We start from the raw sequence: 23,022 nt of genomic DNA, 5'->3' as shown, positions 1-23,022 counted from the left end.
AAAGTAAGGGACTACGACGAGGTCGCTGGTTTGTTCAAGTGATCGGTTCAGCGTGGAAAACTGTACTGGCGGGTGTGGTCTGAGATATCACTTTCTATCACCGGTTTTGATTCGTTTGGTCGTCCGCTCGCGCAGTGCCTGCATCTCTCCGCATTTGGTCTTGATGAGTGAGTCAGGCTTGCAGAGCTTTTGGTAGATGTCATGAGGGATCTGGGTGTAGCCCTCAGATGTCGTGGAGTGGCTGTGACCATGCCCTATCGAAAGCATTCCGAGGCGCTCGAAATAATCCTTTCCCAGATCTGGGCTTGTGAGGAGGAGATACGCCGAGCCATGACGAAATTTGTGCGCCGAGATCTTTCGCTTGGTCTTCCCGGCCTTCTGGGCCCGCTTGCTTACACGCTCAATAAGCTTTTCAACGCTCTTGGTGGTATAGGGCTTCCCATGTGAATTGAAAAACGCAGGCGTCTTACTTGGGTCTCTTATCCGCTGGCTATGTCGGTGATAGAGCGGTGTTCTGTGATAGTTCTCGATGCGCTCCAGGGTTGTCCTACTGACGAGTGTTATCCTAGGCTTTTTTGCATTTTTTCTACCCTTGCTTCCCAAGATATGCAACGGACTGTAATCCGCATTCACCGGGATATTACTGTCAGCGGAAACATACTGGAGCTTCTGGTACTCAAGTGCATTGCGGATGTCCTGAAGCGTGATATGAGGCAGCTCAGACTCTCGAATGCCAGAGTCGTATATCAACTGCAGCATGCACCTTTCTCGTTCTGAGTGTGCATGCAAGATCAACTGTTCAAGCTCAAGCATGCTGCACGGTTGGACGATTTCTTTTGTGTGTGCCTTGCCTGGGCGAATCGGCCCGTGCTCATAAGGATTATCAGTCCGGAGAGGTGGCTGATCGTTAAGGCTGATGCTCAGGTGGTTGCTGAACAAATGATTGTATGCAGCATCTCGACCCTGCACTGTCTTGGGGGCTAGGCCCGCAGCATCCAGACGACCCAGGTACACTTCGAGATTACCTAATCCGATACTCAGTAGGAGGTCGTCTCTGACGGTGGTCTCGTACTCAGGCTTTCTCCTCTGGTCATCTAGCAGGTAAGAGATACGCCTTGCATAGGACACAACGGTTTTGTCCGCGAGTAAGGTGTTTCTGTAGTTCCGGCAAAGGTAGGAGGACACCAAGGGAAGAAGCTGTTCATCGTTACCGATCAACGCGCACCCTGTCACTTTCACGCCTGGTTTACTGCCCTCTGGCTGAGCTAAGAATTGCTCACGGTATGGGCCGCTGGCGAGGATTGAATTGCTAAGGTCGAGCTCTCTTTCTCGTACAGCAACCACTTTCATGATCTGACGCCCCACTCATCAACTCAGAATGTCTAGTGTGGAGTATGACTCACGGATTAGATTCTGGATGGACTCGAGGCGAGTGCGCCTAGTGATTGTGCACTTCAGTGTAGGGGGGTAGAAATCACGGCTTCGGCCGCATGGTCGGTGCCGATGACCAGGCCTTGCTCGGCACCGGCGATGGTGTACTGCGCCACCATGCGCATCCGCGCCTTGGTATTGCCCAGCACGAAATCCCGGGAGCCCGGCCCTTTGCCTTCGAACGCCAGCACTTCCTTGGCCAGTGCCTTGACCGCCGGACCGATGTTGACGGTATGGCGCTCGTCCGGCTCGATGAAGTCCACGCAGGCCTGGGCTTCATGTTCGTCGAACTGGGTTTCGTACGGCAGGCGCACGGCAATGAACTTGTAGGCGGCGTTGCCGGTTTTCTCCCGCAGTTCACGCGCTGCGCGTTGGGCCAGCAGGCCGGCGGTCAGCGAATCGACCCCGCCGCTGATGCCCAGTACGAGGGTCTTGAGTCCGGAGTTGACCAGACAATCCTGGATAAAGCCCACCCGACGAGCGACTTCGGCCTTGAGGGCAGCGTCATCGGCGAACGGTGGCTGAACCTTGAGCTGTTCAGCAATCTCACGCTGTACGGCTTGCATGAATTCACTCCTTGCTTGGTGTGTCAAAGGGCGGCAGGTACTTGGAAAACGTGTCGCATGTAAGCGACGAAATTCGGGTCTTTGCAGTGGGTCTTGCCGGGCTCGTCTGAAATCTTGGCCACGGGTTGCCCGTCACAGCTGATCATTTTAAGCACGATGCTCATCGGCTCCACACCCGGGATGTCACACGTCAGGTTGGTGCCGATACCGAAGCTGACATTAATGCGACCACGCAATGCCCGAAAAATCTCCAGGCATTTGGGCAGTGTCAGGCTATCGGAGAACACCAGTGTCTTGCTCATCGGGTCGATACCGAGCTTGTGGTAGTGAGCAATGGCTTTTTCGGCCCAGATGACCGGGTCCCCGGAGTCATGGCGCAAGCCGTCGAACAGCTTGGCGAAGAACAGATCGAAGTCCTTGAGGAAAGCGTCCATGGTGATGCAATCGGTCAGTGCGATTCCCAGCAGGCCCCGGTACTCACGCACCCAGCAATCGAGGGCGGCGATCTGACTGTCGATCAGCCGCGGGCCCAGTTGCTGATGGGCCATGATCCATTCGTGGGCCATGGTGCCCAGGGGTTTCATGTCCAGCTCGCGGGACAGGTGCACATTGCTGGTGCCGACGAAGCGTCCAGGGAAATCGTGCTTGAGCACGTTGACGACTTCTTCCTGGACGCGATAGGAAAACCGCCGGCGGGTGCCGAAGTCCGCGACCTGCAGTTCGGATAACTCGTCGGCGCTGGCGTTGGCGGTCAGCCAGTCGAACTTGCGATACAGCTGTTCGCGCGCCTGCTCCAGAACGATCTCGCGGTAGCGATAGCGATTACGTACCTCGCTGACGATGGCCAGCAGCGGCACTTCGAACAGAATCACATGCAACCATGGCCCACGCAGGCGGATAAACAGCTCGCCGTTCTCGATACCGGTGTGCACATAGCGCAGATTGAAACGGAACAGGCCCAGAAAACGCAGGAAATCGGGTTTGAGGAAGCTGATGCGCTCCAGGAAGCCCAACTGGTCGACGCTCAGACTCAGCTCGGCCAGGCGTTCGATCTGAAAGCGGATCTCCGCCAGATACGGGCGCAGGTCTTCGCTGTTGCGGCAGCGAAATTCCCATTCGACTTCGACGTTGGGGTAGTTGTGCAGCACCGCCTGCATCATCGTCAGTTTGTAGAAGTCGGTGTCGAGCAGGTTCTGCACGATGCGATCGGCAAATACACTCTCGCTCATGGCGGGAATCTCCAGACAGGCCGCTGCGGCGGGCAGCGGGGTGCAGCGGTTGGTGGTGAAGGGGCTAGTGGCGCATAACCCTGGTGAGTATTGCCAGCGATTTTTTAACGGCGGGTACTCCGCTGGAGTGTCTGGATATGCCAACGGGCCTCATCGCGGGCAAGCCTTGCTCCCACAGAAGAGCGTGCGACTGACAGCGTTGCTATGCCCTTGTGGGAGCAAGGCTTGCCCGCGATAGCATTCTCAAGGTGCCATTGAGGCCTCGATCTGCTCCAGCATCCACTCCACAAAAAGCCTGACCTTGGGCACTTCCGCCGAATGTTCAGGATAGGCCAGGTAATAGGCATCGGTACTGGGCATCGCATAGTGCCAGGGGATCACCAGCTTGCCGTCAGCCAGTTCTTCTTCCACCAGAAAGCGCGGCAGCAGGGCGACGCCGCAGCCAACCTGGGCGGCCCGGATGCACATGTAGAACGTTTCGAAGCGCGGCCCGTGGTAGCTGTGTTCGGTGTGATAACCCTGGCTGGCGAACCAGTCGTGCCAGGCCTGGGGGCGTGAGGCGTTTTGCAGCAGCACCAGATCGGTCAGTTGCGTCGGGTCGCTGAAGGGCTGGGCCGGCAGATTGCCAGGCGCGCAGACCGGCACCAGTTCTTCGCCGAACAGTTTCAGGGATTCGGCGCCGGGCCGTGAGCCCTGGCCGAAATAGAACGCCAGGTCGCTGCGCCCCTGAAGCAAGTCGTCGGCCTCCTGCTCGCTGCACAGGTCCAGATGAATTTTCGGGTGCCGCAGGCGCCAGCCTTTGAGCCGTGGGACCAGCCAGCGAGCTCCGAAGGTTGGCGGTGTGGAAACCCGTAGGACTTCGGTATCGCCGCCGTAGGAGCGCAAGTAGTGGGTCGACATCTCCACCTGCGTAAGGATTTTTCGTACCTCCCCCAGGTACAAATCCCCGGCCGGTGTCAGCTGCAAGCGTCGACGTACGCGGCGAAACAGCAAATGCTGTAGCAGTTCCTCCAACTGTGCGACCTGTTTGCTGACGGCGCTCTGAGTCAGGTTCAGCTCTTCGGCGGCGCGAGTGAAGCTCAGGTGTCGGGTCACCGCTTCGAAGCACTGTAGCGCCGTGATCGACGGCAAATAGCGTTTATTGATCATGATGAGGCCTTATTTCTTGTGGCGCTGCTTATCCGGTCATGGCCAGCATGAATAAACGGAATGATATCTCGCTTAAAGGTCGTTTGTTGGCAAGTCTCGGGCCAGCTACAACTACAGGTCTGATCAGCCGTGATCGTCCGGCTGCCAATTCTTTGTCTTTTGTTTGAGGAATTAACCATGGTTGCTGCATTGCTTGATCGTCTGGGTGTTGAACCGGCCTTGTACCAGAGCGGCACACAACCGGTGCATTCGCCCATCGACGGCAGTCGCATCGGCGCCGTGAACTGGGAGGGCGCCGCAGAGGTTGAGCAGCAGGTCAGCCGCGCCGAGCATGCGTTCGACCTGTGGCGCCAGGTGCCGGCCCCTCGCCGCGGCGAGCTGGTACGTCAATTTGGTGATCTGCTGCGCGAGTACAAGGCCGACCTCGGCGAGCTGGTGTCCTGGGAAGCCGGCAAGATCACCCAGGAAGGTTTGGGTGAAGTGCAAGAGATGATCGACATCTGCGACTTCGCGGTCGGTCTGTCCCGTCAGCTGTACGGCCTGACCATCGCCTCCGAGCGTCCGGGCCACCACATGCGTGAATCCTGGCATCCGCTGGGCGTGGTCGGCGTGATCAGCGCTTTCAACTTCCCCGTGGCGGTCTGGGCCTGGAACACCACGCTGGCCCTGGTTTGCGGCAATGCGGTGATCTGGAAACCCTCGGAAAAGACCCCGCTCACCGCCCTGGCCTGCCAGGCGTTGTTCGAACGTGTGCTGAAGAACTTCAGCGATGCGCCACCGTACCTCAGTCAAGTGATCATCGGCGGTCGCGATGCCGGCGAAGCGCTGGTGGACGATCCGCGCGTCGCGTTGATCAGCGCCACCGGCAGCACCCGCATGGGTCGTGAAGTGGCGCCGAAAGTCGCCGCGCGCTTTGCCCGCAGCATCCTCGAACTGGGTGGCAACAATGCGATGATCCTGGCCCCCAGCGCCGATCTGGACATGGCCGTGCGCGCCATCCTGTTCAGCGCCGTCGGCACCGCCGGCCAACGTTGCACGACGCTGCGCCGCCTGATTGCCCATGAGTCAGTGAAAGAAGAGATCGTCAGCCGGCTCAAGGCCGCTTATTCGAAAGTGCGCATCGGCCATCCGCTGGAAGGCAACCTGGTCGGGCCGCTGATCGACAAGCAGAGCTTCGAAAACATGCAGGATGCACTGGAGCAGGCCTTGAGCGAAGGCGGGCGAGTATTTGGTGGCAAACGCCAGCTTGAAGACCAGTTCCCGAATGCCTACTACGTATCGCCGGCCGTCGTCGAGATGCCGGAGCAGAGCGATGTGGTGTGCCACGAAACCTTCGCCCCGATCCTTTATGTGGTCGGCTACAAGGATTTTGCCCAGGCCCTGCAACTCAATAACGCGGTGCCTCAAGGCCTGTCGTCCTGCATCTTCACCACGGACGTGCGTGAAGCCGAGCAATTCATGTCAGCAGTGGGCAGCGACTGCGGCATCGCCAACGTCAACATCGGCCCGAGCGGCGCGGAAATCGGCGGCGCGTTCGGCGGCGAGAAAGAGACTGGCGGCGGACGTGAGTCAGGCTCCGATGCATGGCGCGGTTACATGCGTCGCCAGACCAACACCGTGAACTACTCGCTGGAGCTGCCGTTGGCGCAGGGGATTACTTTCGACTGAGAAACTGGATCTTCGACCGATGAAGATCCCCTGTGGGAGCGAGCTTGCTCGCGAAAGCGGACTGTCATTCAACATCAATGTCGACTGGTCTGCCGCCTTCGCGAGCAAGCTCGCTCCCACAATTGAACTGTGCAGTGGTTGGGTTTCATTTCCGGAGTCTGGCAATGCCGTTACGCGAAGAATGTCTGTGGGAAAAACTGACGCCGCAAAGACCTGAAAATACCGCCCTCACCGGCGAAATCACGGTGGATGTCTGCGTGATCGGCGCAGGTTTTACCGGTTTGTCGGCGGCGGTGCATTTGCTCGAACAAGGCAAGCGCGTGGCTGTGCTGGAGGCCCATCGGGCCGGGCATGGTGGGTCGGGGCGCAATGTCGGATTGGTCAACGCCGGCTTGTGGATCCCGCCGGATGAGATAGAAGCCGGCTTCGGCGAAGCGGTGGGCAGCCAGCTCAATCGTATGCTCGGGGCGGCGCCGGCGCTGGTGTTCAGCCTCGTCGATAAATACAACATTGATTGCCAGCTGCGACGCGAAGGCACGCTGCACATGGCTCACAACGCCAGGGGCGAAGCGGACCTGCGCAGTCGTGAAGAACAATGGAAGCGCCGTGGCGCCCCGGTGGAGTTGCTCACCGGCCAGGCGTGTGCCCAGGCCACGGGCACCTCGAAAATCGCTGCGGCATTGCTCGACCGGCGTGCCGGCACGCTCAATCCGATGGCCTACACCAGTGGGCTGGCCAAGGCTGCCAGCGACCTTGGTGGCCAGTTGTTTGATCATTCCCCCGTCACGCGCCTGGAACGCCAGGGCCAGCGCTGGTCGGTGCAAACTGCCCAGGGTTCGGTACTGGCCGAGCAAGTGGTGATCGCGTCCAATGCCTACACCGAAGGTGACTGGACCGAGCTGCGGCGCAATTTCTTTCCCGGTTACTACTATCAGGTTGCTTCCGCTCCGCTGACCGACGAAGCGGCGCAGCGCATCCTGCCAGGCGGCCAGGGCTCGTGGGACACCCGCCAGGTACTGAGCAGCATTCGTCGGGACAAGGACGGGCGTCTGTTGCTGGGCAGCCTGGGTAATGGCAATCGCAAACCCACCTGGTTCCTCAAGGCGTGGGCCGACCGGGTGCAACAGCACTATTTCCCTTACCTCAAGCCGGTGGAATGGGAATGCACCTGGACCGGATGTATCGCCTTCACCCCCGATCACCTGATGCGCCTGTTCGAGCCGGCCCCCGGTCTGGTGGCCGTGACGGGTTACAACGGCCGCGGCGTGACGACTGGCACAGTAGTGGGCAAAGCCTTTGCCGACTATCTGTGTCACGGCGACGCCAGCACGCTGCCGATTCCCTTCGCCGCCATGCGGCCACTGGCCGGGACAGGCTTGCGCAGCTGCTTGTATGAAGCGGGTTTTTCGCTGTATCACGCCGGCCAGTGCCTGCGAATTGTGATCTGAATGTTGAAAAATGTTGCCGCAGCGCTCGTTTTCCACCACAACGTCTAGCCTGTTATGGTGCGGGTTGTAGCAGTTGTGCACCGCCAGTGTGCAGTTCGGTGACGCGGGTTGTTACAGGTGGGTTGCACGTCGTTTCGTGTGATGGTTGCAATGATGGCTCAGGGAGGGTTGTACCCATTTGGTTCTATGGTTGTACCTTGTGCGGTTTAGACGGTTGCACGCCCAATAAAAAAGGGCTCGAAACAGTCGAAATAACAATAAAGCAGCGACTTTTTTAAGAATAAAAAACCGATGGCACGGCGCTTGCTCTGAGCTTTTCAGTGAAGTCGCAGTGCCAACTAAAAAAAACCTTGGAGCACCACCTCATGTCCCAGACGTTTTACAAGAAAGGCTTTCTGGCCCTCGCAGTGGCAGCTGCGCTGGGTGTTTCTGCGTTTGCTCAGGCCGACGTCAAGATCGGCGTAGCGGGTCCGATGACCGGTGCCAACGCGGCATTTGGCGAGCAGTACATGAAAGGCGCACAAGCGGCGGCAGACGAGATCAATGCCAAGGGTGGCGTGAACGGCGAGAAAATCGTTCTGGTACAGGGCGACGACGCCTGCGAACCGAAGCAGGCCGTGGCCGTGGCCAACCGCTTTGTCGATCAGGACAAGGTTCTTGGCGTGGTCGGTCACTTCTGTTCCTCGTCCACCATCCCGGCGTCCGAGGTCTACGGCGATGCCGGCATCATCTCCATCACTCCGGGTTCCACCAACCCGCAGGTCACCGAGCGCGGCCTGAGCGCGATGTTCCGTATGTGCGGTCGTGACGACCAGCAGGGCATCGTCGCCGGCGACTACATCGTTGACGTGCTCAAGGGCAAGAAAGTCGTCGTCCTGCACGACAAGGACACCTACGGCCAAGGCCTGGCGGATGCTACCAAGGCGCAGTTGGCCAAGCGTGGCGTGGAGCCGGTGCTGTACGAAGGCCTGACCCGTGGCGAGAAAGACTTCAGCGCCGTGGTCACCAAGATCCGTGCGGCCGGTGCCGACGTGGTCTACTTCGGCGGTCTGCACCCGGAAGCCGGCCCACTGGTCCGCCAGTTGCGTGAGCAAGGCCTCAAGGACGTGAAATTCATGTCCGACGACGGCATCGTCACCGACGAACTGGTCACCACCGCCGGCGGCCCGCAATACGTGGATGGTGTGTACATGACCTTCGGCGCCGACCCACGCCTGCTGCCAGACAGCAAGGCCGTGGTGGACGCGTTCCGTGCCAAGGGCACCGAGCCGGAAGGCTACACCCTGTACGCCTACGCCTCGGTCCAGGCCCTGGCGGCGGGTTTCAACGGCGCCAAGAAAAATGACGGCGAAGCCGCGGCCGAATGGCTCAAGGCCAATCCGGTCCAGACCGTGATGGGCAAGAAGGAGTGGGACTCCAAGGGCGACCTGAAAGTCTCCGACTACGTGGTTTACCAGTGGGACAAGGACGGCAAATACCATCAGTTGGAAAAACAGAAGTGACATGAACGGCTGAATCGCCCGGCGCCCCTGGTGCCGGGCGGTTTACCCGTGTTCATGCAGTACCTGTCTTTTCTCCCGAGAGCTGCGCGCACATCGTGCAGCGTCGGCGGCTGAACCCCGGTCCGTCGCAGCGGTGTGCGTGCAGTCTCTCAAATGCGTGAGATTGCGTTATGGATGGTATTTTCCTGCAGCAACTGATCAATGGCCTGACCCTCGGGTCGGTCTATGGTCTGATCGCCATCGGCTACACAATGGTCTACGGCATCATCGGCATGATCAACTTCGCCCACGGCGAGGTTTACATGATCTCTGCGTACCTCGCGGCGATCAGTCTGGCTCTGCTGGCCTGGTTCGGTATCGAATCCTTCCCCCTCATGATTCTCGGCACGCTGGTGTTCACCGTGGTGGTGACCGGCGTCTACGGCTGGGTGATCGAGCGCGTCGCCTACAAACCCCTGCGTAACTCCACTCGCCTGGCACCGCTGATCAGTGCCATCGGCATTTCGCTGATCCTGCAGAACTATGCCCAGATCAGCCAGGGCGCTCGCCAACAGGGCGTGCCCACGTTGCTCGAAGGCGCCATGCGCGTGGACATCGGCAGCGGCTTCGTCCAGCTGACCTACACCAAGATCTTCATCCTGGTCGCCGCATTCGCCGGGATGGCCTTGCTGACCTACATCATCAAGTACACCAAGCTCGGCCGTATGTGCCGCGCGACCCAGCAAGACCGCAAGATGGCCTCCATCCTCGGGATCAACACCGACCGGGTGATTTCCTATGTGTTCGTCATCGGTGCGGCCATGGCGGCCCTGGCCGGTGTGCTGATCACCATGAACTACGGCACCTTCGACTTCTATGCCGGCTTCATCATCGGCATCAAGGCGTTCACCGCGGCGGTACTCGGCGGCATCGGTTCCCTGCCTGGGGCGATGCTGGGCGGGATCATCCTCGGCATCTCCGAGTCGCTGTTCGCCGGTCTGATCAACTCTGACTACAAAGACGTGTTCAGTTTCTCGCTGCTGGTGCTGATTCTGATTTTCCGTCCCCAAGGCCTGTTGGGTCGCCCACACGTGGCGAAGGTATAAGTATGTCTGCTGCCAATAAACCGATTGATATCAAAAAGAGCGTCATCGACGCGATCCTGGCCGGCCTGATCTCGCTGATCGTGTTCGGGCCGATTGTCGGCGTGGTGCTCGACGGCTACAGCTTCAACCTGCAACCGGCCCGCGTGGGCTGGCTGGTGGCGATCGTGATGGTCGGGCGCTTTGCCTTGAGCCTGTTTCTGCAAACCCCCAAGGGTCTGAAGATTCTCCAGGGGTTCGAAAGCACCAGTTCCGGCGTGCATGTGCTGCCGCCAGACTACAAGTCGCGCCTGCGCTGGATCATCCCGGCGTTGATCGTGATTGCCATCGTGTTCCCGTTTTTTGCCAACAAATACGTGCTCACGGTGGTCATCCTCGGGCTGATTTATGTATTGCTGGGCCTGGGCCTGAACATCGTGGTCGGCCTGGCCGGGCTGCTTGACCTGGGTTACGTGGCGTTCTATGCCATCGGCGCTTATGGCCTGGCGCTGGGTTACCAATACCTGGGCCTGGGGTTCTGGACGGTGCTGCCGCTGGCGGCGATTGCGGCGGCGATGGCCGGGTGCATATTGGGATTCCCGGTGTTGCGAATGCACGGTGACTACCTGGCCATCGTGACCCTGGGTTTTGGCGAGATCATCCGGCTGGTGCTCAACAACTGGCTGTCGTTTACCGGCGGGCCGAATGGCATGCCGGTGCCGTCGCCGACCTTCTTCGGCCTGGAGTTCGGCCGGCGAGCGAAGGAGGGCGGGGTGCCGTTCCACGAGTTCTTCGGCATGGCCTACAACCCCAACGTCAAATTCCTGTTCATCTACATCGTCCTGTTCATCACCGTGCTGCTGGTGCTCTACGTCAAGCATCGCTTGACCCGCATGCCGGTCGGTCGCGCCTGGGAAGCCTTGCGCGAAGACGAGATCGCCTGCCGCTCCATGGGCCTGAACCATGTGCTGGTCAAGCTCTCGGCGTTCACCATTGGTGCTTCCACGGCGGGCCTGGCAGGCGTGTTCTTTGCCAGTTACCAGGGCTTCGTCAACCCCTCGTCGTTCACCTTCTTCGAGTCGGCGCTGATTCTGGCGATCGTGGTACTGGGCGGCATGGGGTCGACAGTGGGCGTGGTCATCGCTGCATTTGTCCTCACCGTGGCGCCGGAGTTGCTGCGCAGCTTCTCGGAATACCGGGTGCTGCTGTTCGGCGTGCTGATGGTGTTGATGATGATCTGGCGCCCGCGCGGCCTGATTCGCATCAGTCGTACCGGGGTGACGCCGCGTAAGGGAGTAGCGCCATGAGCGAAGTCGTGCTTACCGTTGAAAACCTGATGATGCAATTCGGTGGGATCAAGGCCCTCAGCGACGTCAGCCTGCAAGTCAAGCGCAACTCGATCTTCGCCCTGATCGGCCCCAACGGTGCGGGCAAGACCACGGTGTTCAACTGCCTGACCGGTTTCTACAAGGCCACGGGCGGCAAAATCGAGCTCAATGTGCGCGGCGAGCGGACCGATGTCATCAAGCTGTTGGGCGAACCGTTTCGTCCCACTGACTTCGTGTCCCCCAAATCCTTCGCCAGCCGGGTGTTCTACAAGATGTTCGGCGGCACCCACCTGGTGAACCGTGCAGGCCTGGCGCGGACCTTCCAGAACATTCGCCTGTTCAAGGAAATGTCCGTGCTGGAGAACCTGTTGGTGGCTCAGCACATGTGGGTCAATCGCAGTCTGGTGGCGGGCGTGCTCAACACCAAGGGTTACCGCCAGGCAGAAAGCGATGCCTTGGACCACGCCTTCTACTGGCTGGAAGTGGTGGACCTGGTGGATTGCGCCAACCGGCTGGCGGGCGAACTTTCCTATGGCCAGCAACGGCGCTTGGAAATTGCCCGGGCCATGTGCACCCGCCCGCAGATCATCTGTCTCGACGAACCGGCCGCCGGCCTAAACCCTCAGGAAACCGAAGCGCTGAGCGCGATGATCCGGCTGCTGCGCGACGAGCACGATCTGACCGTGGTGCTGATCGAACACGACATGGGCATGGTAATGAGCATTTCCGACCACATCGTGGTGCTGGACCACGGCAACGTGATCGCCGAGGGCGGTCCCGAGGCGATTCGCAACGATCCGAAGGTGATCGCAGCCTACCTGGGTGCCGATGAAGAGGAGCTGGTATGAGTGGACCTATCCTCGAACTCAAGGAGCTGGACGTATTCTACGGGCCGATCCAGGCCCTGAAAAAAGTCTCGATGCACATTGGGGAAGGTGAAACCGTCAGCCTGATTGGCTCCAACGGTGCAGGCAAGTCCACGTTGCTGATGTCGATTTTCGGCCAGCCGCGGGCGGCGAGTGGGCAAATTATCTACCAGGGCGTGGACATCACGCACAAATCGTCCCACTACATCGCCTCCAACGGCATCGCGCAATCGCCGGAAGGACGGCGGGTATTCCCTGACATGACTGTTGAGGAAAACCTGTTGATGGGCACCATTCCCATCGGTGACAAGCACGCCAGCGAAGACATGCAGCGCATGTTCGAGCTGTTCCCGCGGCTCAAGGAGCGGCGCAACCAGCGGGCCATGACCATGTCCGGCGGCGAGCAGCAGATGCTCGCCATCGCCCGGGCGCTGATGAGCCGGCCCAAGTTGTTGCTGCTCGATGAACCCAGCCTGGGACTGGCGCCGATCGTGGTCAAACAGATCTTCGCCACCTTGCGGGAACTGGCGTCCACCGGCATGACGATCTTTCTGGTGGAGCAGAACGCCAACCACGCCCTCAGGCTGTCGGACCGGGCCTATGTGATGGTCAACGGTGAAATCCGCCTGACCGGCACCGGCAAGGAACTGCTGGTCAACGAAGAGGTGCGCAACGCGTATCTGGGCGGCCATTGACACAAGGCCAGCCATGAAAAAACCGGCGATTGAATCGCCGGTTTTTTTATCTTTCAAATCCACCACCATTCCCCCTGTGGGAGCGAGCCTGCTCGCGATGGCGCCGGACCATCCAACCTCTCTGTATCGGACATGCCCCCCATCGCGAGCAGGCTCGCTCCCACAGGGTTTGGTGCTGTGCCCGAGAATTGTGGACAACAATCCTGAGCCCCTGCGAAACCGCGACATAAAGTCGCCGCAAACAGTTGTTTTGTCACGGTTTTGACTTGTCCCCGTTTGCTGTGGAACCGGCTGTGGGTAACGTGGGAGTAGCTGGCTGCAAGCCTCTGAATACGTGGCTTTCAGGCGTGTGGTTGTTTTTTGATCAGAGGATTTCGGTCAAGCGGGTACGAGGGTTGTCAACACTTTTATGAGGGTCGCCGAAGGCTTGGAAATCTGTGCGCAAGCCTGTGGATAAGTCTGTGATTAAACTCTGGAAAGACCGCGCTGAGGGCCGAATTTGCTGGCTTGAAGCCATCGTTCTTTTTACCGTCGGCTTATAGCAGATAAGTCGATCTGCACAACCTGCATTGCAGGGTCAAGGGAAAAAAATTTCCAAATCCCTCGCAAAGCCTTATGCACAGCGGCTTGTGGAGTTTGCACTTGCCCCCGATTGCTGTGGACCCGCCTGTGGATAAGGTGCGGGCAACCGCCTGTGGCCCTTGTTTCATAAGGCCTGGCGCCGATTGGTTGTTTTATGAGCAATGCTCGGATGAAACCTCGCTTCCAGAAGTCTTGCCCATGCTGTGCCAGGCCGGGCATGCTGTGGGCCGATTTCCATTCATTGGCTGTTTTGAGCCCCAAGGAGAACACGATGTCCAACACCCTGTTTATTACCGGCGCAACGTCCGGTTTCGGTGAAGCCTGTGCCCGTCGTTTTGCCGAAGCAGGCTGGAAACTGGTGCTGACCGGTCGTCGTGAAGAACGCCTCACTGCCCTGTGCGCCGAGTTGTCGAAGCAGACTGAAGTCCATGGTCTGGTGCTTGATGTGCGTGACCGCACAGCCATGGAGGAGGCGATCGCCAACCTGCCACCGTCCTTCGCCAAGTTGCGGGGCTTGATCAACAACGCCGGTCTGGCGCTGGGCGTTGATCCCGCGCCCAAGTGCGACCTCGATGACTGGGACACGATGGTCGATACCAACGTGAAAGGTTTGATCTACAGCACCCGCCTGCTGTTGCCGCGGCTGATCGCTCATGGCCGTGGTGCCGGGATCGTCAACCTGGGGTCCATCGCCGGCAACTATCCGTACCCTGGCAGCCACGTGTACGGGGCGAGCAAGGCGTTCGTCAAACAGTTCTCCCTGAACCTGCGTTGCGATCTGCAAGGCACTGGCGTGCGGGTAAGCAACATTGAGCCGGGTCTGTGCGAGAGCGAGTTTTCCCTGGTGCGCTTTGCGGGTGACCAGGAACGCTACAACGCGACCTATGCCGGGGCCGAGCCGATCCAGCCGCAGGATATCGCCGACACCATTTTCTGGGTGCTCAACACTCCGGCCCACATCAATATCAACAGTCTGGAATTGATGCCTGTGAGCCAGACCTGGGCCGGGTTTGCCATTGAGCGCAACAAGGCGTAAGACCGCGTTATCGTTCATCGCGGGCAAGCCTTGCTCCCACAGGGATTTGGCCGACCTTGCCCCCATAGATGAGCCAACTCTGTGGGAGCAAGGCTTGCCCGCGATAGCGATTTACCGGTCAGGCCAGATAATCAGCCAGCCCGCGATAGCAGGTCAGCAGGTGATACGGCGTGGTCGATGGCATGTCCTGGCGGCTGACAGTGCCGTCGGCGTCCAGGCATTCGTTCCAGCCGTTGGCATGCAGGAAGTGCTGCTGCAACGCCCGTAGTTGATGCAGCAATGCGCCCTGATTGCCCGGGCGTAATGTCAGTGCCCGCAAATATTCCGCCTGAGCCCAGATGCGCTGGGTGGCGTCCCGCGGTACCTGTGATCCCAGGCTCAGCATGGCGCACACCGCGCCGGACTGCGGGCTCACGCCTTGCTGTTCGGTACGGCTGAAGCTGCTATCAAGGGCTGTGTGCAACTTGCCGCCGCGCAACAGGGGCGATGAGGCCAGCAAGTAATACCACTCGAACTGATGGCCTGGCTCAAACCAGTTATCCACAGCCTTGACCGGTTTCTCCATCATGACGCGCTGCTGCGGGTCGATGAAGTGCTTGAACATGGCATCGCACAGGGCCAGCAATGCCTGGCGCACGTTGATGTCGTCGCGAACCGAGAGGGTGGCGAGGAAGGCTTCGGCCAGGTGCATCAACGGGTTTTGCAGCGGGCCGGATGCGCGGGTCGACCAATCGCGTCCCAGGCTGGCCTCGTAAAGGCCGTCTCCGGTCGCAAAGCGCCGGGCGATGACTTCCAGGGCCGCGTTGAGTACCGACTCCACCAGCGGCTCGCGGACCTTGCTCCAGTAATGGGCACAGGCAAACAGGATGAAAGCGTGGGTGTAGAGGTCTTTGCCGGTGTCCAGCGGTACGCCTTGGGGGTCAATGCTGTAGAACCAGCCACCATGTTCGCCATCATGGAAGTGCCGCTGCAGCGAGCGGAACAGTGCGCCAGCCCGTTCTTCGGCCTGTGGCGCTTCGCCGATCAGGCTGGCGAACACGTATAGCTGCCGCGCACAGGCCATCGCCCGGTAGCGCTGGGGCTCGAGCGGCTTGTGCCGGGTATCGAGGGATTCATAGGGCAGCGCCAGCTCGGCATTCCATCCCGGGCCTTGCCACATCGGCACGATCACGTCGTGAAAGTGCTGACGTACCGTGGCGAACAGGGCAGTCAGTTCAGGTGCAGGAGCGGGGCGGGAAGCATCGGGCATTGGTGGACGTCGTCACGGCTGGAGGGGTGATTGCGCGACATGGTAGCAGAGTGGCAAGTTCGAGAGAGGCGAGGCCTTCCAGTCTGTCAGCGCGAGCAGGCTCGCCCCCACATTTATTGGCGTACGCCATACCCTGTGGGAGCGAGCCTGCTCGCGATTAGCCTTGATGGGTGCTGAAAATCAACCCGCCAACAACCACACTCCAGCCGCCGCCGAACCCGCTCCGGCCAGACGCACCAGAGGGGCGGCCGCTTGCGGCAAGACGCGAACCACGGCGTAGCCTGCGCCATGCAACGCCGCCGTCGCCGCGACAAAACCGGCCGCATAAGCCCAAGGGCTTGTCATGTCCGGCAGTTCCAGACCATGGGCCACGCCATGGAACAGCGCGAACACCGCCGTCGCGCCAATCGCCAGGCTCAGCGGCGGGCGCACCGCCAGTGCCACCGCCAGGCCCAAGGCCAGCACCGAGGCGGCAATCCCGCTTTCCAGCGCAGGCAGGTCCAGGCCTTCAAAGCCCAGCAAACCGCCGATCAGCATGCTGACGACGAAGGTGCACGGCAGCGCCCAGCGCGCCGCGCCTTGTTGTTGGGCGGCCCACAAGCCGACCGCCAGCATGGCCAGCAGATGATCCAGCCCGCCGATGGGGTGACCGAGGCCGGCCATCAGGCCGTTATCGCCATGGCCAGGGTGAGCAAAGGCCAAGGCCGGGGTCAGCAACAGGGCGAGGGCGCCAAGCAGGCGTTTGAATGTCATGGATAAGCTTCCTTGTTGAGCGTGTGAACAGTTGAAGTTGAAAATCAGGCGGCGGTCAGCAGGCCCTGGCGTTCGATGAAGGCGATGATCTGCTCCAGGCCCTGGCCGGTTTTCTGGTTGCTGAACACGAACGGCTTGCCGTTGCGCATCCGACGGGTGTCGCTGTCCATCATTTCCAGGGACGCACCCACCAGTGGCGCCAGGTCGATTTTGTTGATCACCAGCAGGTCGGATTTACAGATGCCCGGCCCGCCTTTGCGCGGCAGCTTGTCGCCGGCCGAGACATCGATCACATAAATGGTCAGGTCCGAAAGCTCTGGGCTGAAGGTCGCCGAAAGGTTATCGCCGCCCGATTCCACCAGGATCAGATCCAGCCCCGGAAACCGTCGGTTCAATTGATCCACGGCCTCAAGGTTGATCGAGGCGTCTTCGCGGATCGCCGTGTGCGGGCAACCGCCGGTTTCCACGCCGATGATCCGCTCCGGCGCCAAGGCTTCGTTACGCACCAGAAAATCGGCATCTTCACGGGTGTAGATGTCGTTGGTGACCACCGCCAGGTTGTAGCGTTCACGCAGGGCCAGGCACAGGGCCAGGGTCAGGGCGGTTTTGCCGGAGCCTACCGGGCCGCCGATACCGACGCGCAGAGGTTGTGTATTCATGAGGGTCTCCTAGGAACGGAACAGGCGGCTGTACTGGCGCTCATGGGCCATGCACGCCAGGGACAGGCCAAACGTGGCGCTGCCGTAATGGTCGGGATCAATGTTCGAGGCGTTGTGTTGAGCCTGTTGCAGCAGTGGCAGCAGTTCGCTGGTCAGGCGCTGGGCGGCTTGCTGGCCCAGGGGCAGGGTCTTCATCAGGACGGCCAACTGGTTTTCCAGCCAGCTCCATAACCAGGCGGCCAGGGCGTCCTGGGGGCTGATGTTCCAGGCGCGGGCGGCCAAGGCCCAGCCCAGGGCCAGGTGCGGTTCAGTACGTTGTTCAAGAAAGCGCCGTGCCGCGGCATCGAGTTCCGGCAGGCCGCCCAGCAACTGCTGCAACGAATAACCCATCTGCCGACTTTCCTGATGCAGCTCGCGGGTTTCCCGGCTGGCGCGGTGTTCCTCGCAGTGTTGCAGCAAGGCGTCCCAGTCGTCGGCGGCGGCGGCGGTGCAGTGGGCCAGTAGCAAAGGCGCCTCGAAGCGTGCCAGGTTCAACAGCAACTGATCGCTGATCCAGCGACGGGCGTCGTCGCAGGTTTTGACCTGGCCGTTATCCACTGCCATCTCCAATCCCTGGGAATAGCTGTAGCCGCCGATCGGCAATTGCGGGCTGGCCAGACGCAGCAGCGCCCACGCCGGGTTCATGTGCGTACGCCGAACTGATGCAGGCGTGGCGCGTAGTTGAAATCTTCGTCGCCGTGTCGGGAATGATGATGGCCGCCGCCATACGCGCCGTGTTCCGGTTGGAACGGAGCCTCTATGTTTTCGGCACTGGCACCCAGTTGCTCGAGCATCGCCTTGAGCACGTAATCGTCCAGCAGGCGCAGCCAGCCATCGCCCACTTGCAGGGCGACATGGCGATTGCCCAGGTGATAGGCCGCGCGGGTCAGTTCAAATGCATTGGCGCAGGTGACATGCAGCAATTGTTCGGGGCGGGCGCAGACGCGCACGATGCGTCCGTCTTCAGCTTGCAGGCATTCGCCGTCGTATAACGGCGGCTGACCTCGCTCAAGGAACAACCCCACATCTTCACCCTCGGCACTGAAACAGCGCAGGCGGCTTTTGCTGCGGGCGTCGAAGGTCAGGTGCAGCTCGGCGTCCCAGCGGGGTTGAGTGTCGATTCTGCGGTGAATCACCAGCATCGGAGTGCTTCCAGCAATGAACGGTGCTGTGTTTAGAGCAAGGGGCTTGCCAATCGAAGAAGGTGTAGGAAATAGCTGGGATGGCGTTTCAGGATGGGGCGGATTGCGTGCCGTTATGGTGCGCTTGTCGATATCGCGCACCATTTTGCAGCTTTCGCGAAACACTGTGGGAGCGAGCCTGCTCGCGATATCAGTGCATCAGAAAATCAACGCTGACTGACCCACCGCTATCGCGAGCAGGCTCGCTCCCACAAAGGAAACATCTCGGCGGCTACTCGGTACTGCCCAGCCCTTGCCAATGTTTGAGACCAATAAAGATGAACCGCAGTTGCTGGGTAATCTTCGCCTGGGGCGTGAGGTGTTCGGGGAGAGCGTGAGCGGGTGGGTCGATGATGTCAGGCAGGGTGGCGAACACGCTTTTGACGATCAGGTCGGCCATTACGCTCAAAGCGGCAAGGTCCAGGTGCTGCAACTTGGGCATCAATGCCAGGTCGGCGGCCAGGTCCGAGCTGATGCCTTCACGCAGACAGGCGATGGCCTTGCGCACGGGCAGCGAGCCGCCGTATTGCTCACGGGCCAAAAACAGGAATTGCGAACGGTTGGCTTGGACCACGTCGAGGAAAATACGCACGGAGGCATCAATGATGCCGCCCATGACGAATTCGTTGTGGCGTACCAGCCGGATCGTTTCGCGAAAGGTCTGACCGACTTCGCTGACCAGAGCCAGGCCCAGTTGGTCCATGTCGTCGAAATGCCGGTAGAACCCGGTGGGGACGATGCCGGCGGTCCTGGCGACTTCGCGCAGGCTCAGGCTGCCGAACCCTCGGCCGCACTCCATCAAATGACGGGCTGCATCCATCAAGGCATTTCGGGTCTGTTGTTTCTGTTCGGCGCGGGGCAGCATCGCAGGGCTGACTTCTGATTCACGGAAGCGACGCACTCTAGCAAATCGGCTTTGCCGACGTCGAACGGTAGAGGGGGATATAGCGGGAAACGAGGTTCTCGGAAAGTCAAAAGCCCGATTGCAGGAATCGGGCTTTTTTCCAGGCCACCATGGGCTCAGCTCACTGCGCTGTTGCGTTCGATCACACGGTCACCACCACCTTCGGCAATGGCGCCCTGTGGGGTGCGCTCGTAGCCACCTTCAACCAGGCCTTTTTCTTCCAGGCGGTCACGGCCACCTTCAGCGACTTCCTGACCCTGAGGGGTACGTTCGTAGCCACCTTCAGCCACTTCCTGGCCCTGAGGGGTACGTTCGTAGCCGCCTTCGGCTACTTCTTGACCTTGAGGGGTACGTTCGTAGCCGCCTTCAGCCACTTCCTGACCTTGACGGGTCTGGTCGAAGCCATCTTCAGCAACGGTCTGGCTATAGACCGAACGGCTGTCTTTAACCTGCGGCGTGGCTTGTTCGGAGGCTGGCAGTGCGAAAGCAGTGGAGGCCAGCATTGAAAGGGTGAGGCTCATCAGTAATTGGCGTTTCATGATCATTGCTCCTTGGGAGGGCGATAAAGTGGGTACGGAGGCAATGCTACTCTCGATAAGTCGATATAAAAGTTCATAAAGACAATGGTAATAATCAACGGAATTGATTGTTCTGTGGAAAGGCTCTAGAACGGGCCTTTGCGAGGCGTGGTTTTGCACCGCAGTGGGTATTTTGTACCCATTGATGCCACGCAAAAGTGCGGGGGCGGTAACAGGTAGTTGGCGGTTTGGTCAGGATTTTTTCAGTTTTTTGTACCGCCCGTCGCCCAAAGTGTTAAACCAGTTGGCCGTATCGCCAGTCCTACTCTTCACAACGAGCCGATTACAGGCTCGTGTTTCCAAGGCGTCGCCGTCCGGACGCAGATTTGTCATCAGGAGCCTTGTGCATGACGCGCACCTCAAAAATCTTCGCCTGGACCTTCGCCAGCCTTGTTTTCCTGCTGGCCGTATTGGTGCTGGTCATCGCGTTCTTCGATTGGAACCGGATAAAGCCGCCGCTCAATGCCAAGGTTTCCGAAGAGTTGCATCGCCCGTTCGCCATCAATGGCAACCTGGCGGTGGTCTGGCAGCGCGAACCGCTGGAAGGCGGCTGGCGGGCCTGGGTGCCGTGGCCCCATGTGGTGGCCGAAGACTTGAGCCTGGGCAACCCGGACTGGTCGAAAACTGCGCAAATGGTCACGCTCAAGCGCGTCGAATTACGCATTTCGCCCCTGGCCTTGCTGGCCCGGCGAGTGGCAATTCCCCGCATCGACCTGACCGAGCCCGACGCCAACCTGCAACGCCTGGCCGATGGTCGCGCCAACTGGACGTTCGAGTTCGATCCGAAAGACCCCGACGCCGAGCCGTCCAGCTGGGTCGTGGACATTGGCACCATCGGCTTTGACAAAGGCCATGTCACTGTTGATGACCAGACGCTGAAAACCCGCCTGGACCTGTTGATCGACCCGTTGGGCAAACCCATCCCGTTCAGCGATATCGTCGGCGACAAAGCTGCGAAAAAAGCCCGGGACGCAGGTGCGGCTCCCCAGGATTATGCGTTTGCCTTCAAGGTCAACGGCCAGTACCACGGGCAGAACCTGGCAGGCTCCGGCAAGGTCGGTGGCCTGTTGGCTCTGCAGGATGCCTCGCAACCTTTTCCGTTGCAGGCTCAGGCGAAGATCGGTGATACCCGTGTCGAACTGGCCGGCACGCTGACCGACCCGATGAACCTGGGGGCGCTGGATCTGCGCTTGAAGCTGGCCGGGAACAGCCTGGCCAATCTTTATCCGCTGACCGGCGTGACCCTGCCGGATTCGCCGCCCTATTCCACCGATGGCCGCCTGATCGCCAAACTCCACGAGCCCGGCGGGGCACTGTTTCGTTATGAGGCCTTCAACGGCAAGATCGGCGATAGCGATATTCACGGTGACCTGGCCTACGTTGCCAGCCAGCCGCGGCCAAAACTCAGTGGCGCGCTGGTGTCCAATCAACTGTTGTTCAGCGACCTGGCCCCCCTGATCGGCGCCGATTCCAACGCCGAACAAAAGGCCCGAGGCGGCGCGAGCAAACAGCCGTCCGACAAAGTACTGCCCGTGGAAGAGTTTCGTACCGAGCGCTGGGGCGTGATGGATGCCGATGTGGAGTTCACTGGCAAACGAATCGTCCACAGTGAGCAGTTACCGTTCACCGACCTTTACACGCATCTGGTGCTCAACGACGGCCAACTAAGCCTCGAGCCCCTGCGCTTCGGTGTGGCCGGTGGCCGGCTCGACGCGCAGATCCGCCTCAACGGCCGCACCCGGCCCCTTGCGGGACAGGCGAAGCTGACGGCGCGGGGTTTCAAGCTCAAGGAGTTGTTCCCCGGTTTCGCGCCGATGAAAACCAGCTTCGGTGAGCTGAACGGCGATGCCGATATCATCGGCCGTGGCAATTCGGTGGCGGCGTTGCTGGGCACCTCCAACGGCACGTTGAAAATGCTCATCAACGACGGCGCCATCAGTCGGGAGCTGATGGAACTGGCGGGGCTGAACGTCGGTAACTATGTGGTGGGGAAAATCTTTGGCGACGAGGAAGTGAAGATCAACTGCGCGGCGGCGGACTTCGACATCAAGACCGGCCTGGCGACCACTCGCCTGTTCGTGTTCGACACGGCGAACGCGATCATTTATGTCGATGGCACGGCGAACATGGCCACCGAACAACTGGACCTGACCATTACTCCGGAGTCCAAGGGCTGGCGCTTGATTTCCCTGCGCTCGCCCTTGTACGTGCGCGGCACCTTCGCCAAGCCCGCAGCGGGCGTCAAGGCCGTGCCGTTGATACTGCGTGGGGCCGGGATGGTGGCGCTGGGCGTCATTGCCGCGCCGGCGGCCGGGTTGTTGGCTCTGGTTGCGCCCAGCGGTGGCGAGCCGAACCAGTGTGCGCCGTTGCTGGAGCAGATGAAGGCCGGCAAGGCACCGGTGACGGTCAAACCAACCCGCTAGCCAGGCTTTGCGGTGAGGTTACTGGCCCCATCGCGAGCAGGCTCGCTCCCACATCGACCGCGACAGGACACGATTCAATGGGGGAGCGAGCCTGCTCGCGATAGCGGTATTACAAATCGGCCAGAATGTCGGCCATGTCATCGGCATGCTCTTCTTCCTGAGCCAGGATGTCTTCGAAGATTCGCCGGGTGGTCGGGTCCTTTTCGCCGATGTACTGGATGATTTCCCGGTAGCTGTCGATGGCGATCCGTTCGGCGACCAGGTCTTCGTAGACCATTTCCTTGAGGGTGTTCCCCGCCACGTACTGGGCGTGGGAGTTACGGGTCAACAGGTCGGGGTTGAACTCCGGCTCGCCGCCCAACTGCACAATGCGCTCAGCGAGCTTGTCGGCGTGTTCGGCTTCCTGGTTGGCGTGTTCGAGAAACTCGCTGGCCGCCACGCTGGCCTTGAGGCCGGTGGCCATGAAGTAGTGGCGCTTGTAGCGCAGCACGCACACCAGCTCCGTGGCCAGCGCTTCATTGAGCAGGCGAATGACTTCCGGTCGATCGGCGCTGTAGCCCTCGGTCACCGCGCCGTTCTGCACGTTCTGCCGTGCCCGTTCGCGCAGGGTGGTTACATCGGATAGGTGCATGTCACTCATAGCATTCTCCTGGAGGCTGATCCGGTAGGGCGTCA

General features: G+C 60.2%; 20 protein-coding genes and 1 pseudogene. 9 read left to right on the top strand and 12 right to left on the bottom strand.

Annotated elements, in window-relative coordinates:
- Nucleotides 1–87: 87 nt before the first annotated feature.
- The 4 genes and pseudogenes from PSEUDOMOFG3G_RS00445 to PSEUDOMOFG3G_RS00430 all read right to left on the bottom strand — a co-directional run bounded on the left by PSEUDOMOFG3G_RS00445 (nt 88) and on the right by PSEUDOMOFG3G_RS00430 (nt 4,375).
- Nucleotides 88–1,350, bottom strand: a complete 1,263-nt coding sequence (locus tag PSEUDOMOFG3G_RS00445; protein ID WP_139048507.1) for a tyrosine-type recombinase/integrase — start codon at nt 1,348–1,350, stop codon at nt 88–90.
- 122 nt (nt 1,351–1,472) lie between these two features.
- Nucleotides 1,473–1,997: pseudogene (gene nadE / locus PSEUDOMOFG3G_RS00440) on the bottom strand (NAD(+) synthase); the annotation flags it as partial.
- Between the two features lie 23 nt (nt 1,998–2,020).
- Entirely contained in the window at nt 2,021–3,226 is a 1,206-nt protein-coding gene (gene pncB, locus PSEUDOMOFG3G_RS00435) for a nicotinate phosphoribosyltransferase (RefSeq protein ID WP_047227331.1), read from the bottom strand.
- A gap of 243 nt (nt 3,227–3,469) precedes the next feature.
- A complete protein-coding gene (locus tag PSEUDOMOFG3G_RS00430) occupies nt 3,470–4,375 on the bottom strand; it encodes a LysR family transcriptional regulator (protein ID WP_047227332.1) in 906 nt (301 codons plus the stop codon).
- Between the two features lie 177 nt (nt 4,376–4,552).
- On the opposite strand from PSEUDOMOFG3G_RS00430, the gene PSEUDOMOFG3G_RS00425 reads away from it, so the two are divergent.
- From PSEUDOMOFG3G_RS00425 to PSEUDOMOFG3G_RS00390, 8 genes are all read left to right on the top strand, one after another.
- Entirely contained in the window at nt 4,553–6,043 is a 1,491-nt protein-coding gene (locus PSEUDOMOFG3G_RS00425; protein ID WP_139048506.1) for an aldehyde dehydrogenase family protein, read from the top strand.
- Nucleotides 6,044–6,207: 164 nt separating this feature from the next.
- Complete coding sequence (locus tag PSEUDOMOFG3G_RS00420) at nt 6,208–7,491, top strand: FAD-binding oxidoreductase (protein ID WP_139048505.1); 1,284 nt, start codon at nt 6,208–6,210, stop codon at nt 7,489–7,491.
- 365 nt (nt 7,492–7,856) lie between these two features.
- On the top strand, nt 7,857–8,993 hold the full coding sequence (locus tag PSEUDOMOFG3G_RS00415; RefSeq protein WP_139048504.1) for a branched-chain amino acid ABC transporter substrate-binding protein: 1,137 nt from the start codon (nt 7,857–7,859) through the stop codon (nt 8,991–8,993).
- 170 nt (nt 8,994–9,163) lie between these two features.
- A complete protein-coding gene (locus PSEUDOMOFG3G_RS00410) occupies nt 9,164–10,078 on the top strand; it encodes a branched-chain amino acid ABC transporter permease (RefSeq protein ID WP_047227336.1) in 915 nt (304 codons plus the stop codon).
- Nucleotides 10,079–10,080: 2 nt separating this feature from the next.
- Nucleotides 10,081–11,361 (top strand): high-affinity branched-chain amino acid ABC transporter permease LivM, encoded by a 1,281-nt coding sequence (gene livM / locus PSEUDOMOFG3G_RS00405; protein WP_076382888.1) that lies wholly within the window; start codon nt 10,081–10,083, stop codon nt 11,359–11,361.
- Complete coding sequence (locus tag PSEUDOMOFG3G_RS00400) at nt 11,358–12,230, top strand: ABC transporter ATP-binding protein (protein WP_047227338.1); 873 nt, start codon at nt 11,358–11,360, stop codon at nt 12,228–12,230. The genes livM and PSEUDOMOFG3G_RS00400 overlap by 4 nt, the downstream gene beginning before the upstream one ends.
- On the top strand, nt 12,227–12,943 hold the full coding sequence (locus PSEUDOMOFG3G_RS00395) for an ABC transporter ATP-binding protein (protein WP_076382886.1): 717 nt from the start codon (nt 12,227–12,229) through the stop codon (nt 12,941–12,943). The genes PSEUDOMOFG3G_RS00400 and PSEUDOMOFG3G_RS00395 overlap by 4 nt, the downstream gene beginning before the upstream one ends.
- An 853-nt stretch (nt 12,944–13,796) precedes the next feature.
- The gene (locus tag PSEUDOMOFG3G_RS00390) at nt 13,797–14,561 is read left to right on the top strand and encodes an SDR family oxidoreductase (RefSeq protein WP_047227340.1); all 765 of its coding nucleotides are present in this window, start codon (nt 13,797–13,799) and stop codon (nt 14,559–14,561) included.
- Between the two features lie 118 nt (nt 14,562–14,679).
- Here PSEUDOMOFG3G_RS00390 and PSEUDOMOFG3G_RS00385 read toward each other — a convergent pair whose 3' ends face one another.
- From PSEUDOMOFG3G_RS00385 to PSEUDOMOFG3G_RS00355, 7 genes are all read right to left on the bottom strand, one after another.
- Nucleotides 14,680–15,810 (bottom strand): AGE family epimerase/isomerase, encoded by a 1,131-nt coding sequence (locus PSEUDOMOFG3G_RS00385; RefSeq protein WP_139048502.1) that lies wholly within the window; start codon nt 15,808–15,810, stop codon nt 14,680–14,682.
- Between the two features lie 180 nt (nt 15,811–15,990).
- The gene (locus PSEUDOMOFG3G_RS00380; RefSeq protein WP_047227342.1) at nt 15,991–16,563 is read right to left on the bottom strand and encodes a HupE/UreJ family protein; all 573 of its coding nucleotides are present in this window, start codon (nt 16,561–16,563) and stop codon (nt 15,991–15,993) included.
- A 44-nt stretch (nt 16,564–16,607) separates the two neighbouring features.
- Nucleotides 16,608–17,222 (bottom strand): urease accessory protein UreG, encoded by a 615-nt coding sequence (gene ureG / locus PSEUDOMOFG3G_RS00375; protein WP_047227343.1) that lies wholly within the window; start codon nt 17,220–17,222, stop codon nt 16,608–16,610.
- A gap of 9 nt (nt 17,223–17,231) precedes the next feature.
- A complete protein-coding gene (locus tag PSEUDOMOFG3G_RS00370; RefSeq protein WP_076382884.1) occupies nt 17,232–17,906 on the bottom strand; it encodes an urease accessory protein UreF in 675 nt (224 codons plus the stop codon).
- Nucleotides 17,903–18,403, bottom strand: a complete 501-nt coding sequence (gene ureE, locus PSEUDOMOFG3G_RS00365) for an urease accessory protein UreE (RefSeq protein WP_047227345.1) — start codon at nt 18,401–18,403, stop codon at nt 17,903–17,905. The genes PSEUDOMOFG3G_RS00370 and ureE overlap by 4 nt, the downstream gene beginning before the upstream one ends.
- 271 nt (nt 18,404–18,674) lie before the next feature.
- Nucleotides 18,675–19,307 (bottom strand): TetR family transcriptional regulator, encoded by a 633-nt coding sequence (locus PSEUDOMOFG3G_RS00360; protein WP_047227346.1) that lies wholly within the window; start codon nt 19,305–19,307, stop codon nt 18,675–18,677.
- 155 nt (nt 19,308–19,462) lie between these two features.
- Complete coding sequence (locus PSEUDOMOFG3G_RS00355) at nt 19,463–19,885, bottom strand: hypothetical protein (RefSeq protein ID WP_139048501.1); 423 nt, start codon at nt 19,883–19,885, stop codon at nt 19,463–19,465.
- A gap of 386 nt (nt 19,886–20,271) precedes the next feature.
- On the opposite strand from PSEUDOMOFG3G_RS00355, the gene PSEUDOMOFG3G_RS00350 reads away from it, so the two are divergent.
- Nucleotides 20,272–22,347 carry an AsmA family protein gene (locus PSEUDOMOFG3G_RS00350; RefSeq protein WP_139048500.1) on the top strand — a complete coding sequence of 692 codons (2,076 nt, stop codon included), beginning with the start codon at nt 20,272–20,274 and terminating at the stop codon, nt 22,345–22,347.
- Between the two features lie 109 nt (nt 22,348–22,456).
- Here PSEUDOMOFG3G_RS00350 and PSEUDOMOFG3G_RS00345 read toward each other — a convergent pair whose 3' ends face one another.
- Nucleotides 22,457–22,987 (bottom strand): bacterioferritin, encoded by a 531-nt coding sequence (locus PSEUDOMOFG3G_RS00345; RefSeq protein WP_047227349.1) that lies wholly within the window; start codon nt 22,985–22,987, stop codon nt 22,457–22,459.
- Nucleotides 22,988–23,022: the final 35 nt, after the last annotated feature.

The organism is Pseudomonas sp. FG-3G (assembly GCF_901007645.1).
GTDB lineage: Bacteria > Pseudomonadota > Gammaproteobacteria > Pseudomonadales > Pseudomonadaceae > Aquipseudomonas > Aquipseudomonas rhizophila.
Note: the sequence above shows the minus strand (reverse complement) of the source record. Positions and strands in the feature narration are given on the sequence as shown.

Coding starts and splice junctions, on each gene's coding strand:
- PSEUDOMOFG3G_RS00350 (WP_139048500.1), top strand. CDS start 20,272: ATGACGCGCACCTCAAAAATCTTCGCCTGGACCTTCGCCAGCCTTGTT.
- PSEUDOMOFG3G_RS00420 (WP_139048505.1), top strand. CDS start 6,208: ATGCCGTTACGCGAAGAATGTCTGTGGGAAAAACTGACGCCGCAAAGA.
- PSEUDOMOFG3G_RS00445 (WP_139048507.1), bottom strand. CDS start 1,350: ATGAAAGTGGTTGCTGTACGAGAAAGAGAGCTCGACCTTAGCAATTCA.
- ureG (WP_047227343.1), bottom strand. CDS start 17,222: ATGAATACACAACCTCTGCGCGTCGGTATCGGCGGCCCGGTAGGCTCC.
- PSEUDOMOFG3G_RS00425 (WP_139048506.1), top strand. CDS start 4,553: ATGGTTGCTGCATTGCTTGATCGTCTGGGTGTTGAACCGGCCTTGTAC.
- PSEUDOMOFG3G_RS00400 (WP_047227338.1), top strand. CDS start 11,358: ATGAGCGAAGTCGTGCTTACCGTTGAAAACCTGATGATGCAATTCGGT.
- PSEUDOMOFG3G_RS00355 (WP_139048501.1), bottom strand. CDS start 19,885: ATGAAACGCCAATTACTGATGAGCCTCACCCTTTCAATGCTGGCCTCC.
- PSEUDOMOFG3G_RS00390 (WP_047227340.1), top strand. CDS start 13,797: ATGTCCAACACCCTGTTTATTACCGGCGCAACGTCCGGTTTCGGTGAA.
- PSEUDOMOFG3G_RS00380 (WP_047227342.1), bottom strand. CDS start 16,563: ATGACATTCAAACGCCTGCTTGGCGCCCTCGCCCTGTTGCTGACCCCG.
- PSEUDOMOFG3G_RS00430 (WP_047227332.1), bottom strand. CDS start 4,375: ATGATCAATAAACGCTATTTGCCGTCGATCACGGCGCTACAGTGCTTC.
- PSEUDOMOFG3G_RS00415 (WP_139048504.1), top strand. CDS start 7,857: ATGTCCCAGACGTTTTACAAGAAAGGCTTTCTGGCCCTCGCAGTGGCA.
- pncB (WP_047227331.1), bottom strand. CDS start 3,226: ATGAGCGAGAGTGTATTTGCCGATCGCATCGTGCAGAACCTGCTCGAC.
- PSEUDOMOFG3G_RS00370 (WP_076382884.1), bottom strand. CDS start 17,906: ATGAACCCGGCGTGGGCGCTGCTGCGTCTGGCCAGCCCGCAATTGCCG.
- PSEUDOMOFG3G_RS00345 (WP_047227349.1), bottom strand. CDS start 22,987: ATGAGTGACATGCACCTATCCGATGTAACCACCCTGCGCGAACGGGCA.
- PSEUDOMOFG3G_RS00410 (WP_047227336.1), top strand. CDS start 9,164: ATGGATGGTATTTTCCTGCAGCAACTGATCAATGGCCTGACCCTCGGG.
- livM (WP_076382888.1), top strand. CDS start 10,081: ATGTCTGCTGCCAATAAACCGATTGATATCAAAAAGAGCGTCATCGAC.
- PSEUDOMOFG3G_RS00395 (WP_076382886.1), top strand. CDS start 12,227: ATGAGTGGACCTATCCTCGAACTCAAGGAGCTGGACGTATTCTACGGG.
- ureE (WP_047227345.1), bottom strand. CDS start 18,403: ATGCTGGTGATTCACCGCAGAATCGACACTCAACCCCGCTGGGACGCC.
- PSEUDOMOFG3G_RS00360 (WP_047227346.1), bottom strand. CDS start 19,307: ATGCTGCCCCGCGCCGAACAGAAACAACAGACCCGAAATGCCTTGATG.
- PSEUDOMOFG3G_RS00385 (WP_139048502.1), bottom strand. CDS start 15,810: ATGCCCGATGCTTCCCGCCCCGCTCCTGCACCTGAACTGACTGCCCTG.